Source organism: Staphylococcus chromogenes (assembly GCF_029024625.1).
Taxonomy (GTDB): Bacteria; Bacillota; Bacilli; order Staphylococcales; family Staphylococcaceae; genus Staphylococcus; species Staphylococcus chromogenes.
Genome location: NZ_CP118953.1, coordinates 1,546,840 through 1,562,135 on the forward strand (window position 1 = coordinate 1,546,840; position 15,296 = coordinate 1,562,135).

Below are 15,296 nucleotides of genomic sequence, written 5' to 3' on the forward strand. Positions count from 1 at the left end.
ACATTACAGTCCTTTCTGAGTACGTTCTTTTAATTCATGAATATGCGACACACCTAACTCATCTAACAGTGTAGGCAATGTATCAATAATTTCTTTACAAACAAGTGGATTTTGAAAATTAGCCGTTCCAACTGCTACAGCGTCAGCACCTACCGAAATGTAATCAATGACGTCTTGAGCATTTTGAACGCCCCCCATAGCGATAATCGGAATCGTTGGGAGTGCCTTTCGTACCTCATAAACCATACGCAATGCGACTGGCTTAATGGCTGGGCCACTTAATCCACCAATGACATTACTAATGATTGGTCGTCCTGTTTTTGCATCAATACGAAGTCCCACAAGCGTATTAATCATCGTTAAACCGTCTGCATATTCCGCAATCGCTTGTGCCATTTCTACAATATTAGTGACATTCGGTGACAATTTGACATAAACCGGGACTGCAGATACTTCCTTCACTTTTCTGGTGAGTTCCGCAGCAACTTGTGGATCTACACCAAACTGCATGCCCCCTTCTTTCACATTTGGACAAGAGATATTAAGTTCAAGGGCTTTAACATTAGACGCCTTAGAGATGTGTTCTGCGACATAGACATAGTCTTCTTCTGTAGACCCTGCAACATTCGCAATGATGGGCACATCATAGGCTTCAAGCGCTTTTAACTCATGGTCTAAAATGTGATGAACCCCTGGATTTTGAAGTCCTATCGCATTAATCATGCCACTATCTGTTTCAGCCACACGTGGCGTTTCATTACCGAAACGCGCTTCTTTTGTGGCCGCCTTAATCATGATAGCGCCAAGTTCAGAAAGGTTATAAAACTGGCTATACTCCGCACCAAAAGCAAAACATCCACTCGCAGGCATGACTGGATTTTTGAGTGATAATCCTGGAAGTTCAATGTTTAATCGACTCATAATACGACTGCTCCTTTTTCAAATACGGGACCGTCCGTACATACTTTGACATAATCAGTATTACTGTGGGGCACATGACAGACACATGCAAAACAAGCGCCAACGCCACAACCCATACGTTCTTCTAGTGAAATATAACCTGGCACATCTTTTAAAGTGTAGAGTTCCGTTAAAGCTTTAAGCATTGGTTTGGGTCCACACGTATAGTAAATATCATAGTCTACAGGTAATTGATCTATCACAGTTGTCACAAAACCTTTTTCCCCTAAAGAGCCATCTTCCGTGACAATATAGGTCTCACCTAACGCTTCAAATTGATTTTTATAGAATACATCTTGTTTTGAACGAAAACCTAAAACATGTACTGTTTCAATACCACGGGCATTTAACTGTTTTGAAAGTTCATAGAGCGGTGGAACACCAATGCCACCCCCAACAAGTAAAGCCTTCTTTTTAGCTTTATCTACAGGAAAACCATTTCCTAAAGGGGCAATGATATCTAGTTCATCTCCGGATTTTAGCGCTGCAATCTTTCGAGTCCCTTCACCTTCAGCTCGAAATAGCATCGTAAAACTTTGATGGTCTCTATCAATTTCACAAATAGATATCGGACGTCTTAACATGTGCAATGACCCTTCTCCTGTTTTAATATGCACAAATTGGCCAGGTTGTTTTAATTTTGAAACTGTCGGACCACTTACTTTTAATTCGTATATCCGATCTGCAATCATTTGATTTGAAAGCACTGTTAATTTTTCCACCGCTAATACCTCCTACATATTTCGCATTGAAAATGACATACTTTCAATGACATTCGTTAATGCATTTGCTGTATCAAGTGACGTAAGACAAGGGATACCATTTTCTACTGAAGTGCGTCGTATTTGGAAACCATCACGTTCAATCGTTTTACCTTTCGTCATCGTGTTAATCACGATTTGAACGTCACCTTCTTGAATTTTATGCAGTAAATCGTCTTCTCCACCAATTTTACCTACTGTCTCAACTTTAATATCATGCTCTGCTAAAACTTTTGCAGTCCCTGCTGTAGCAATAATTTTATAGCCAATTTGGTTTAAACGTTGTGCGATTTTTACCATTTCTTGTTTATCTTTATCACTCACAGTAATGAGCGCTGTTCCATAATCTTTAACTTCCATCCCTGAAGCTGTTAATCCTTTGTATAGCGCCTTTTCTAATGTAAGATCTCGTCCCATGACTTCCCCTGTAGATTTCATTTCAGGTCCAAGTGTAATATCTACATTTTTCAATTTATTAAAACTAAATACAGGCGCTTTGACAAACACACCTTCTTTATACGGTTGAACCCCTTGCGTATAACCTAGATCTTGAAGTTTTTCTCCCATAATCGCACGCATCGCTAGTTGTGCCATTTGAATTTCTGTAATTTTACTTAAAAATGGTACTGTTCGGCTTGAGCGCGGATTAACTTCTAGCACATAAACCCCATCATGTGCGAGTACAAATTGGATATTGATTAATCCAATCACATTCAAACCTTTTGCCAGTTTAATGGTATAGGCTTCTAAAGTCTCAATATCTTCTTGAGATAACGTTTGAGGTGGGTAAACAGCGATAGAGTCCCCAGAATGAACTCCCGCACGTTCGATATGTTCCATAATTCCTGGAATCATCACTGTTTCTCCATCACAAATTGCATCAACTTCTATTTCTTTTCCTGTTAAATAACGATCGACTAAAACGGGATGTTCAGGACTTGCTTTAACCGCTTCATTCATATAGTTTTCAAGTTCCACATCACTATACACGATTTCCATCGCACGACCACCTAAGACATATGAAGGTCTTACAACAACTGGGTAACCAATTTCACGCGCATTGTCCAGTGCTTCTTTTGCAGATGTGGCCGTTTTCCCTTTAGGCTGTGGCACTTGAATACGATTTAATAAGGCTTCAAACTCTTTTCGGTCTTCTGCACGGTTTAAATCTTCTAACGTTGTTCCTAAAATTTGGACCCCATGTTTAGCCAACTTGTCTGCTAAATTAATCGCAGTTTGTCCTCCAAACTGAACAACGACGCCTTTTGGTTGTTCAAGTTGAATAATATTCATCACATCTTCTTCTGTAAGAGGTTCAAAGTAAAGTTTGTCTGAAATTGAAAAGTCTGTCGATACCGTTTCAGGGTTGTTATTCACAATAATCGCTTCATATCCTGCATTTTGAATCGCCCACACTGCATGGACTGTTGCATAGTCAAACTCCACACCTTGACCGATACGAATAGGACCAGAACCAAGCACGATAATTTTTTCTTTATCTGTAACGATGGATTCGTTTTCCTCTTCATACGTTCCATAAAAATAAGGTGTCGTCGATTCAAATTCAGCCGCACATGTATCGACCATTTTATAAACAGGTTGAATCTGATGTTGTTGTCTCAGTTTAAAAACTTCCTCTTCCGTCATCTCGAAACGATGTGCGATTGTACGGTCACTAAATCCGAAACGTTTCGCAAATTTAAGGTAGTCAATATCCCCTTTATTTGCTTTTAAAGCGTGTTCCATATCGATGATATTTTTGAATTTATTTAAGAAAAAGTAATCAATTTTTGTCATTTCATGTATTTCTTCCAACGTCGTTCCACGTCTAATTGCTTCACCGATAAAGAAGAGGCGTTCATCATCTTGTGCTTTGATACGTTCTTTAATATAAGATAAATCAAACGATTCTCCATTTGGTAACCCTAAATGGTGCACACCATACTCCAAAGAGCGGATGGCTTTTAACAACGATTCTTCGTAAGTACGGCCTATAGACATGACCTCGCCTGTTGCTTTCATCTGTGTTCCTAATTCACGCTCACCTTTTTCAAACTTATCAAATGGAAAGCGTGGAATTTTAGAAACGATATAATCTAAGCTCGGTTCGAATGCCGCATAAGACGTGCCTGTCACAGGGTTTTTCATTTCATCTAATGTCAAACCGACCGCAATTTTTGCGGCTAACTTGGCAATCGGATACCCTGTCGCTTTTGATGCGAGTGCAGATGAACGTGATACACGTGGATTGACTTCGATGATATAGTAGTTCATTGAATGTGGATCCAATGCTAATTGAACGTTACATCCACCCTCAATACCTAGAGCACGGATGACTTTGAGCGAAACATCACGTAACATTTGGTATTCCACATCTGATAATGTTTGACTCGGAGCTACGACGACGGAGTCTCCTGTATGAATACCTACGGGGTCGATATTTTCCATATTACATACAACGATGGCATTATCGTTTTTATCGCGCATCACTTCATATTCAATTTCTTTATATCCTGCGATGGATTTTTCGATTAAACATTGTGTCGCCGGACTATATTTCAAACCATTTGATACGACTTCTTTTAATTCATCATCGTTATAACAAATACCGCCACCTGTGCCACCCATCGTAAATGCTGGGCGGACAATAAGAGGATAACCCACCTCTTCTTTAAATTGAAATGCTTGTTCAAGCGTGTTAACGATATCACTTTCAGGAACAGGGACATTGAGTTCATTCATGAGTGTACGGAAACGTTCACGGTCTTCCGCGCGTTCGATTGAATCTAACTCAGTGCCGAGTAATTTCACGTTGTTAGAAGCTAAAACTCCACTGTTATGAAGTTCAATCGCCATGTTCAAACCTGTTTGTCCCCCTAAAGTTGGTAGTAAAGCATCGGGTTGTTCTTTTCGAATAATGCGCGCTATAAAATCGTGCGTCAACGGTTCAATATAGACTTTATCCGCAATTTCTTTATCTGTCATAATTGTCGCAGGGTTAGAATTGACCAAAATGACACGGTAGCCTTCTTCTCTTAAAGCTAAACATGCTTGAGTTCCTGCATAGTCAAACTCTGCAGCTTGACCGATAATAATCGGTCCTGATCCAATGACGAGAATAGATTGAATATCGTTTCTTTTAGGCATGATGAACGCGCTCCTTCTTTTTTTGTTCTAGCATTAATTCGATAAATTGATCAAATAAGTAATTTGAATCTGTCGGTCCAGGACAAGCTTCAGGATGGTATTGCACAGAAAAGGCAGGTTCAAACTTATGTCGTAAGCCTTCTATTGTGCCATCGTTCAGTGCGATATGTGTGACTTCTAAATCGGTTTCTTTTAATGAGTCTGCATCAATCGCATACCCGTGATTTTGGCTTGTTAATGCAATTTTACCTGTGCTTAAGTCTTTCACAGGGTGGTTGGCACCGCGATGACCAAATTTCATTTTAAAAGAAGTGGCTCCTTGTGAGAGTGCAAACAATTGATGTCCGAGACAAATGCCGAAAAATGGAATTTTGCCGATGATACCTTTAATCATATCCACAGCAACTTGAACATCTGCTGGATCTCCAGGGCCGTTAGACAACATCACACCATCTGGAGACATTTTAATAATTTCTTCAGCTGTTGTGTCGTAAGGAACAACTGTGACCTCACAACCTCTTGCATTCAATTCGCGTACAATATTTTGCTTTTTCCCAAAGTCAACTAACACAACACGCAAATCAAATCCTGTAGAGACATATGGGGTTTTCGTAGACACTGTCGGAACTTCATTTCGTGGAAATTCGATTGTTTTCAAGTTTTGAATAGTCGTCTCAATCTCAGTTTCATTATCAACGAATGCGGCTTTTAAGACACCGTGTTCACGAATTTTTTTAGTAATACTTCGTGTATCTACACCACTAATACCTGGAATATCAAATTCTTTTAACACGTCATTCAAAGTTTTTTGTGCTCGAAAATTACTCGGCGCTTGACATGCTTCTTTCACCACAACCCCTTTTAATGTGGGGATTAATGATTCAAAATCGTCACGATTAATTCCGTAGTTTCCAATTAAAGGGTAAGTGAATGTAATTATTTGGCCTGTATATGAAGAATCAGAAAGTGTCTCTTGATAACCTGTCATAGCCGTGTTAAAAACAATTTCACCTTGCGTTAGTGTGTCAGCTCCCAATTTAAAACCTGTATAGTACGTTCCATCCTCAAGTACGAGATATCGTTTTTCAAACATTATTTCCCCTCCTCATAGCGTATCTCGCCATCTACAATCGTAAATAGCGTTTTACCGTAAACCTTTTCTCCTAAAAATGGTGTGTTAGAAGATTTAGATAAAAAGTCTTGTGCTTTTATCTCGTATGCCTCATCTAAATTGATTAACGTTAAATCAGCCACAGCCCCTTCTTTCAAAGTGCCATAAGGCAAATCAAATACTTGTGCCGGCTTGATTGTGATATAGTCCACTAATTGTTGTAATGTCCATTCGCCTGTTTTTACAAAATGTGTATAGAGTAACGGAAATGCTGTTTCACTTCCGACGATTCCAAACGGTGCACGTGTCATAGGTTGATTTTTTTCATCTTCAGCATGAGGTGCATGGTCAGTTGCGATGATATCAATCGTTCCATCTAATAATCCTTCAATTAATGCTTGTCGATCTTCAACGCTTCTTAAAGGTGGATTCATTTTGTAAATCGCATTGTCACCAGGAATATCTTCTTCTGTTAATAATAAGTGATGGGGTGTCACTTCTGCGGTCACTGGAATGCCTGCTTTTTTCGCGTCACGAATTACACGAACACTTTCTTTTGTAGACACATGACATACATGATAATGACAACCTGTCGCTTCACTTAATAACACATCACGTGCAATTTGAACCGATTCACAAATGTTCGGAATGCCCGGAATCCCAAGTTCCTCACTTCTTTTACCTTCGTGCATGGCACCTCCGTAGATTAAACTATTGTCTTCACAATGAGCAACAACAGCTTTGTTGACTGCTTTGGCTTGTTGCATCGCTTCATACATTTTGGCTGCTTCTTGTACACCCACACCGTCATCTGTGAAAGCAAATGCGCCTTCACTTGCTAATGCTTCAAAATCAACATGTTTCTTTCCTGCTTGACGTTCTGTAATGGCAGCATAAGGTAATACTCGAACTTGGGCATTTTCATCAATCAATTGTTGTAAATGACGCATATTCTCAACTGAATCTGGCACAGGTTTTGTATTTGGCATTGGGCACACTGTTGTAAAACCACCACGTGCTGCTGCCTTTGTCCCTGTTTCAATTGTTTCTTTATGTTCGCCACCGGGTTCTCTTAAGTGTACGTGGACATCAATAAAACCAGGAGATAAGAAATGTCCTTTAGCATCTATGATTTGCATTTCAGATTGAGGTTCAATTTGTGTGGCAATTGATTTTATTTTCCCTTCTTGAATTAAAACATCAACTTGCTTTAACGTCCCTGCTTCTAACATTTTTGCATTTTGAATTAAAACCATCATAATCTCTCCCTTATTGTATTGTTTCAGTTAATACAGCCATTCTTAAATAAACGCCATTTTCCATTTGTTTAAAAATTCTTGATTTAGGAGCTTCAACTAAAGCATCCGCAATTTCTACATTGCGATTCACAGGTGCAGGATGCATAACAATCGCATGATCTTTCAATTTTTGGTAACGCGCTTGATTTAAACCAAATTTTTCATGGTAATCCTGCGCATCAAATCCCGCCGTCCCTTCATCATGTCGCTCATGTTGAACGCGAAGCAACATCACAATATCTACGTTTTCAATCACTTCGTCTAAATCTATGTACTCCCCTGGCATCGTTTCGTCTTTCCAAATATCTGGACTTGAAAATACAACATTTGCCCCTAAAGCTGTTAAACTGTGATAATTACTTCTTGCAACACGTGAATTTTTTATATCTCCACAGATCACCACGTTTAATCCTTCAAAACGTCCAAATTCTTCATAAATGGTCATCAAATCTAATAAACTTTGTGTCGGATGTTGGCCACTTCCATCTCCGGCATTAATGATTGAAATGCCCATCTCTAACAGTTCATCATAATAATTATTTTCTGGGTGGCGAATGACTAATGCATCACATCCAATACTTTGTAATGTACGACACGTGTCATATAATGATTCCCCTTTTTGAACAGAGGAAGTTGCAATCTCAAAATTAATTTGTTTCATTTCTAAACGATGCTCTGCCATTTCAAAACTACATTTTGTACGCGTTGAATTTTCAAAAAATAAGTTTGCAATATATTTTCCTTTTAAACTAGGTCGTACTTCTCCATGTTTATATTGAGAAGCAATTTCGATGAGATGCTTGATTTCTTTTGGCGATAATTTTTCCATAGACACTAAATGTTGCATAGTATTGCCTCCTTATAAATTAGCGTTTAGGTAGTAAGAGATTTAAAATAATGCCCGCTGTTGCGGATAAAGCCATACCTTCAATTGTCAATTTCACACCTAAATCTGATAAATTTAACATCATATTCCCGATCCCAATGACTAAAATAACTGATGCAATCACAAGATTTCTATTTTGAGCAAAATCAACTTGACTTTCAACAATCATGCGTAGACCACTTGCAGCAATCGTCCCAAATAAAAGGATGGAAACCCCACCCATGACTGGTGTTGGAATGGATGAAATCAGTGCCGTAAATTTACCGACAAATCCAAGAATAATCGCGATGACTGCAGCACCTGAAATCACATAGATGCTATAAATTTTTGTGATGGCGAGCACCCCAATATTTTCTCCATATGTTGTACTAGGAGGCCCTCCAATAATACTTGAAAACATGGTAGACACCCCATCACCAATTATTGAGCGGTGTAAACCTGGATCCTCAAAAAAGTTTCGCCCTACAATTTTGTTAATGACCATTTGATGGCCGATATGTTCACTCACTGTAACAAACACGATAGGTAACATCACTGCAATTAAACCTAGGTGAATAGATGGATGATAATCCGCAAATGGGATGTAGATATCTGGAAATTGTAACCAAGCCGCTTCTTTCACTTTGCTAAAATCAACGATGCCAAATATAATTGCTGTGATATAACCAACAATAATACCGATTAATACGGGAATAAGTGAGAAAAATCCTTTGGCGAAACCTTGTACGAGCAATGTGACAATTAAGGTAATACATGCCACAGCGACATATGTGAGGTTATATCCTTTCATGTCGCCAGAGTTTTCAAACATCGCCATATTGACTGCAGTAGGTGCAAGACTTAATCCTATGACCATAATGACCGGGCCTACTACGACAGGTGGGAGGATTTGCATCAACCAGTTTGTCCCGCTGAGTTTAATGGCAATACCAATAATGACGTACATCACACCACTCATGAATAAAGCAACAAGCATGTCTCCTAAACTATTGGTACTTAGTCCAGTAATAATAGGTGTGATAAAAGCAAAACTCGAGCCCAGATAGGCTGGAATTTTCCCTTTTGTAATGAATATGTATAATAATGTACCAATTCCTGAGGCAAGTAGCGCTGAGGATACAGGCAAACCTGTTAAAAACGGGACTAACACAGTGGCTCCAAACATTGCGAATAAATGTTGGATACTTAAAAATGCCCATTGACCCGCTTTTGGTTTTTCATGTACGTCTAATACAGGTTGCACTGTACGTTTAAACATTTCTTCATTTTGCATCTTTTTTTCTCCTTTAATAAAAAAATCTCTTAACTGAATTCAGTTAAGAGACACAAGGGTATCATCGATAAAGTGATAGATTGAAATCCAATCGTTTCAATGCTAAACACTTTTTCGTAACAAGTACCTTTGTCAGTCTCTCGTACTGAATTAAAAGGTGTTTATTCAATTACAACGGCATTGCGATGATCAGTTTCAGAAAGATAAACTTCCACTGATTCTTCATGTGACGTTGGAATATTTTTTCCGACAAAATCAGCGCGAATCGGTAACTCTCGGTGACCACGATCCACTAATGTCGCTAGTCCAATTTTTTTAGGACGACGATGTAATAATATAGCGTCTAATGAGGCACGAACAGTTCGTCCTGTATATAACACATCATCGACAATGATTACAATTCGGTCGTTCAAATCAATATCAATATCGAACGATTGAGATAATTGTGCATCTCGCATTTCAACATCATCTCGAAATTGTGTAATATCTATTGTTCCAGTAGGGACCTCCACATTTTCGATTTGTTGAATTTTGGCTTGAATGCGCTTTGCAAGGAATTCTCCTCGCGTTTTGACACCTAGTAATGCTAAATTTTCAGAACCCTTATTATATTCCAGAATTTCATGTGCAATTCGAGTTAACGTACGGTTAATCGCGGACTCATCTAAAACCATGCGTTCTGCCATTTTAGCCATTCCTTTCACCATAACTTTAAGCGTTGGGACACCAAAGCCTTTTGTTGATACAAAAAAACTCATGTCTTTATGAGACATGAGTAGCTATGTGAAATTGCATGTATTTCACTACACCCGTTTCACTGAACGTCGTAGCGCACATACAAGTTATCATTCATATACATTATCATGTCTTCCAAGCCTCACAGGACTTCTATTAAAGACGAGTTCGTTTGATTTACTGTTTTTAATGATAACGCTTTTCTATTAAAAAGTCAAAGTATGATTTGTAACTTTTAGAATACTTTAGTTTTCTGCTCTTCGTATATCTTCAATAAGTTTTTCAAATTCTTCAGGTAACGGCGCTGTACGTTCAATATATTCTCCCGTACGTGGATGTGTAAACCCAATCAGCCCTGCATGTAGGGCTTGGCCTCCAATATCCATCGTTTTTTTCGGACCATATTTAGGATCTCCGACAAGTGGATAGCCAATATACTTCATATGGACACGAATCTGGTGGGTACGTCCTGTTTCAAGTTGACATTCCACTAATGTATATTTATTGAAGTTTTCAATGACATTAAAATGTGTAATCGCTTCTTTACCATTATCGACAACATCCATCGCCTGACGATCTTTTGGATTTCGCCCTATTGGGGCATCAATCGTTCCAAATTCATGTGGAATATGGCCATGAACTAAGGCCGTATATTTACGTGTCACTGTTTTAGCCATGAGTTGTTCGACAAGATTTCGATGTGCAACATCATTTTTAGCCACCATTAAAAGGCCTGATGTGTCTTTATCGATACGATGGACAATCCCAGGACGAATTTCGCCGTTAATGCCTGATAAATCTTTAATTTGGTACATTAATCCGTTAACGAGTGTCCCTGAATAATGACCTGCAGAGGGGTGTACCACCATACCTTTAGGTTTATAAACAATCGCAACATCTTCATCTTCATAATAGATATCTAAATTAAGATTTTCTGGTTGAATGTCTGCTTCAACCGCTTCAGCTTCCGTAACTACAATAGCATCACTAAGCTTTACTTTATAATTTGATTTTACACGTTTCCCATTGACTTCAACTTGACCTCCTTTAATCCAATCTTGGATTTGACTACGAGACCAGTCTTGATTCAATAGAGGTAAAACTTTATCAATTCGCTGCATATCTAGTGCAGTATCTTCTATTTTGAATTCATGTGTGACCATGATTTTCACCTATCCTTTTTTGTGTTGAGGCGTAAAAATCAACACAATAATTAACATAATGACCCCAATGGTCAAACTTGAATCTGCAATATTGAATATGGGGAAATCATAACCGAAAATTGTCGTATCAATAAAATCAACAACTTCACCATTGAGCACACGGTCAATGAAATTCCCTAAAGCGCCAGCAATCAGTAAACTAATGGCGAATTGCATTAAAAATTGGCCTTTCGCTTCTTTAATGTAAAAATAGATGAGCGCAATGAGTATCACAATTGTAATGATGTAAAAGAATGGCATATGTCCGCTCAGTATTCCCCAAGCGGCGCCATCATTACGATGAGAAGTAATGGCTAAAAAATTGGGGATCACCGTAAAAGATTCTCCAAGCGTCATCTGAGCGACAATGAGCCATTTCGTCAGTTGGTCAGCGAGTAAGATGACGATGATTATGAAAATAGATATTCCCAAAAAGTACTTTTTGTTCATCTTGATTAAATCCTTTCTATTACATTTCTTTATTATAACATGAAATGTTCAAGGTTTTTATGTGATTTAAGCCTGACAGTGATAATCTTAAAAGCCATTCCATTTATTTCATAACTCTCTTAATCTTTTGAATGTGTTATTTTAAATACCATTGATACGATAATACCAATAAAATACCCCAATACTGTAGTAACTAAGACATCTAAAAAATTTGAAAAACCAAGCATATTACCATAATAAATTTGGTTAAACGTTAAATGTTTAACTGTTTCAGCTAGAAATACGACAAATGCGGAGATAAATCCCGATACAAAATGTTGTTTCACTATGTCACTCCTTTATCTAAAATCTATACCTACGATGTGTTGTTAGTTGACGAAGATTAACGATAAAAGCGTAACATATATTGATGAAAAAATTACTAAATCCTAGATTATCTTACATTAATATTACCTTAAATGTCCTTTTAACCCTATTGCTTGATGAAACAATGATATTTTTACTTTGCGTCTAAGGTTTACATCAAAAAACTGTCGACAAAGGAATTGCCTTGTCGACAGCTTGGCATCATGCATCATAAACTTCTCTCATGTGGAGGAAAAAATGCTAATGATAGTTTATATTAATGTTTTTACGACTTGTTGGCAACGTGGACATAAATCAGTATATTCACCCACTGAACCTAATTCTGTAGAGTAATTCCAACAACGCGCACATTGTTCCCCATCAGCGTGAACGATGGCAATGTTTGCGTGTTGATAATCTTCTCCTTCTGGGTTATCCACAACTTCAACTTGTGAAACGATAAACAATTGATGAAGATGATCAAATTGTTTTAAGAAGTCGACCGTATCAAAAGAGGAACTATTACCAATTTTCACTTTAGCTTGTAAAGATTTTCCAATTACTTTTTCATTACGTGCTTTTTCTAACGCACGGTTGACATCGTCACGTAAAGTCATAAATGTTGTCCATTTTTCAATAAGCGTATGATCGACTTCGTGACGCTCTGGTAAATCAGACAAATGTACACTTTCTTCTTCTTGATGCTCAATATATGACCATACTTCATCGGCAGTATGTGGAATGATTGGTGCCAGTAATTTTGTTAAATCGATTAAAATTTCATAAAGCACCGTTTGCATACTGCGACGTTGATGCGCATCTTTTGCTTCAATATATAAAATATCTTTACCGTAATCTAAATAGAAGTTACTTAGTTCTACATTGATAAAGTTTTGAACTTCTTGATAGATATCCAAATAGTCAAATTGATCATAGTGATCGAGTGTACTATTTTTAAACTCTCTAAAGCGATTTAAAATGTATCGATCCACTTCAAATAGGTCAGTTTCAGAGATGCGGTCTGTATTTGGATTGTAATCGTTAACGTTACCGAGTAAGAATCGAAGTGTATTACGGATTTTACGGTAGACATCTGCGACTTGTTTTAAAATCTCTTCAGAAATACGTACATCTGCCAAGTAATCTACTGAACTCACCCATAATCGTGCAATGTCTGCGCCTTTTTGTTTCACGATTGTATCTGGGACAATGACGTTGCCTAAAGATTTACTCATTTTTTTACCTTCGCCATCCATGACAAAACCGTGAGATAAAAGCATCTTATACGGAGAAACACCACGCGTTGCAACAGCCGTTGTAATAGAAGAGTTGAACCATCCTCGATATTGGTCACTGCCTTCAAGATACATATCTGCTGGGAAGCTAAGCTCTTTACGCCCTTCAAGTACACCGCGATGTGAAGATCCTGAATCGAACCAAACATCCATAATATCTTCTTCTTTTGTAAAGAGACCATTCGGGCTACCTTCATGCGTAAATCCTTCTGGTAAAAGGTCTTTCGCTTCACGTTCAAACCATACATTAGAGCCGTGTTGTTCAAATAAATCAGCCACATGGTTGACAGTTTCTTTTGTCATAATGATGTCGCCATTTTCTGCATAGAAAACCGGTAGTGGGACCCCCCACACACGTTGACGTGAGATTACCCATTCACCACGATCACGAATCATATTGTAAATTCGTGTTTTACCCCAGTCGACTTTAAATTTAGTTTGGTCAATGGCTTCAAGAATATCTTCACGTACCTTTGAAATAGAAGCGAACCATTGTGGAGTCGCACGGAAAATAACAGGTTTTTTCGTACGCCAGTCGTGCGGATAACTATGGGTAATAAAGTTTAGTTTCAGCAAGGCTCCTTTTTCAGTCAATAATTCTGTAATCTCTTTATTGGCTTTATCATAAAACATGCCTGCAAATTGGCCTGCTTCTTCTGTGAAAACACCTTTATCGTCAACTGGACTAATTACTTCTAAGCCGTATTTTTGTCCGACAATATAGTCATCTTCACCGTGTCCAGGTGCTGTATGTACACAGCCTGTCCCCGCGTCTGTTGTAACGTGGTTTCCATTGATAACAAGAGAAATGCGGTCAATGAATGGATGTTGTGTTTCTACATATTCTAATTCAGAACCTTTAAATTCTTTTTCACGAACTACAGTTTCTTTATCCCAGTCTAAAGCTTCTGCAACTGCATCTACTAACGCTTCTGCAATCACATATTTTTCACCTTCTACATTCATTTGAACATAGGTTAAGTCTGGGTGAACTGTAATGGCAACATTTGCGGGTAATGTCCAAGGTGTTGTTGTCCAAATAATAAATTTAGCATCCTCATCGACAGTTCCTTTTGCGTCTTTCACAGCAAAAGCGACATAAATTGAAGCTGAACGTTTATCATGATATTCAATCTCAGCCTCAGCTAATGATGATTCACTAGACGGTGACCAATATACAGGTTTTTTCCCTTTATAAATTAAGCCTTTATCTGCCATTTCACCAAATAAACGAATTTGCGCTGCTTCATATTCCGGTTTCAATGTAATATAAGGATGATCAAAATCACCATTGACACCTAAACGTTTAAAGTCTTTTTTCTGTAATTCGATTTGTTCTAACGCAAAAGCTTCACATTTTTTACGAAAATCTGAGATAGACATTTCTTTACGTTTAACGCCTTTTTTTGTTAAGGCTTGTTCAATCGGTAAACCATGTGTATCCCAACCAGGTACGTAAGGTGCATAGTAACCTTGCATCGTTTTATGACGAATAATAAAATCCTTTAAAATTTTATTCAACGCATGCCCCATATGTAAATTACCATTGGCATATGGTGGACCGTCATGTAAAATGAATGGCGTTTGACCTTCATTTTTTTTCAACATTTTTTCATATAACTTTTGTTCTTCCCATTGTGCTTGAATTTGTGGCTCTTTATTCGGCAAGCCGCCACGCATTGGAAATTTTGTTTTCGGCATTAATAACGTGTCTTTATAATCCATAAATTTGTTACACTCCTTTATATACAAAAAGAACTCTAAGCTCAATTAAAGGGACGGCAAGGCCGCGGTACCACCCTTATTAACTCAGCTTAGAGTTCTCTCGTAAAA

At 38.0% G+C, this 15,296-nt stretch carries 12 protein-coding genes; all 12 read right to left on the reverse strand.

Going from position 1 to position 15,296, the window contains the following annotated elements; translation table 11 throughout:
* Window positions 1–3: 3 nt before the first annotated feature.
* The 12 genes from PYW36_RS07580 to ileS all read right to left on the reverse strand — a co-directional run bounded on the left by PYW36_RS07580 (window position 4) and on the right by ileS (window position 15,188).
* Complete coding sequence (locus PYW36_RS07580) at window positions 4–921, reverse strand: dihydroorotate dehydrogenase (protein WP_103159271.1); 918 nt, start codon at window positions 919–921, stop codon at window positions 4–6.
* Window positions 918–1,682 carry a dihydroorotate dehydrogenase electron transfer subunit gene (locus tag PYW36_RS07585; protein ID WP_037573197.1) on the reverse strand — a complete coding sequence of 255 codons (765 nt, stop codon included), beginning with the start codon at window positions 1,680–1,682 and terminating at the stop codon, window positions 918–920. The genes PYW36_RS07580 and PYW36_RS07585 overlap by 4 nt, the downstream gene beginning before the upstream one ends.
* 12 nt (window positions 1,683–1,694) lie before the next feature.
* Window positions 1,695–4,868 (reverse strand): carbamoyl-phosphate synthase large subunit, encoded by a 3,174-nt coding sequence (gene carB / locus PYW36_RS07590; protein ID WP_103159270.1) that lies wholly within the window; start codon window positions 4,866–4,868, stop codon window positions 1,695–1,697.
* The gene (locus PYW36_RS07595; protein ID WP_103159269.1) at window positions 4,861–5,961 is read right to left on the reverse strand and encodes a carbamoyl phosphate synthase small subunit; all 1,101 of its coding nucleotides are present in this window, start codon (window positions 5,959–5,961) and stop codon (window positions 4,861–4,863) included. The genes carB and PYW36_RS07595 overlap by 8 nt, the downstream gene beginning before the upstream one ends.
* Window positions 5,961–7,235, reverse strand: a complete 1,275-nt coding sequence (locus tag PYW36_RS07600; protein ID WP_103159268.1) for a dihydroorotase — start codon at window positions 7,233–7,235, stop codon at window positions 5,961–5,963. Before PYW36_RS07600 ends, PYW36_RS07595 begins: the two co-directional genes overlap by 1 nt.
* A 13-nt stretch (window positions 7,236–7,248) precedes the next feature.
* Window positions 7,249–8,124, reverse strand: coding sequence for an aspartate carbamoyltransferase catalytic subunit (locus tag PYW36_RS07605; protein ID WP_103159267.1), 876 nt, complete (start codon window positions 8,122–8,124; stop codon window positions 7,249–7,251).
* A 19-nt stretch (window positions 8,125–8,143) separates the two neighbouring features.
* Window positions 8,144–9,436 (reverse strand): uracil-xanthine permease family protein, encoded by a 1,293-nt coding sequence (locus PYW36_RS07610; protein ID WP_103159266.1) that lies wholly within the window; start codon window positions 9,434–9,436, stop codon window positions 8,144–8,146.
* Between the two features lie 161 nt (window positions 9,437–9,597).
* Window positions 9,598–10,122 carry a bifunctional pyr operon transcriptional regulator/uracil phosphoribosyltransferase PyrR gene (pyrR, locus tag PYW36_RS07615; RefSeq protein ID WP_037573946.1) on the reverse strand — a complete coding sequence of 175 codons (525 nt, stop codon included), beginning with the start codon at window positions 10,120–10,122 and terminating at the stop codon, window positions 9,598–9,600.
* Between the two features lie 294 nt (window positions 10,123–10,416).
* On the reverse strand, window positions 10,417–11,334 hold the full coding sequence (locus tag PYW36_RS07620) for an RluA family pseudouridine synthase (RefSeq protein ID WP_037573189.1): 918 nt from the start codon (window positions 11,332–11,334) through the stop codon (window positions 10,417–10,419).
* A gap of 9 nt (window positions 11,335–11,343) precedes the next feature.
* Window positions 11,344–11,823 carry a signal peptidase II gene (lspA, locus tag PYW36_RS07625; RefSeq protein ID WP_037573187.1) on the reverse strand — a complete coding sequence of 160 codons (480 nt, stop codon included), beginning with the start codon at window positions 11,821–11,823 and terminating at the stop codon, window positions 11,344–11,346.
* Window positions 11,824–11,942: 119 nt separating this feature from the next.
* Window positions 11,943–12,149 carry a hypothetical protein gene (locus PYW36_RS07630; RefSeq protein WP_037573185.1) on the reverse strand — a complete coding sequence of 69 codons (207 nt, stop codon included), beginning with the start codon at window positions 12,147–12,149 and terminating at the stop codon, window positions 11,943–11,945.
* Between the two features lie 291 nt (window positions 12,150–12,440).
* On the reverse strand, window positions 12,441–15,188 hold the full coding sequence (gene ileS, locus PYW36_RS07635) for an isoleucine--tRNA ligase (protein WP_037573183.1): 2,748 nt from the start codon (window positions 15,186–15,188) through the stop codon (window positions 12,441–12,443).
* Window positions 15,189–15,296 lie beyond the last annotated feature (108 nt).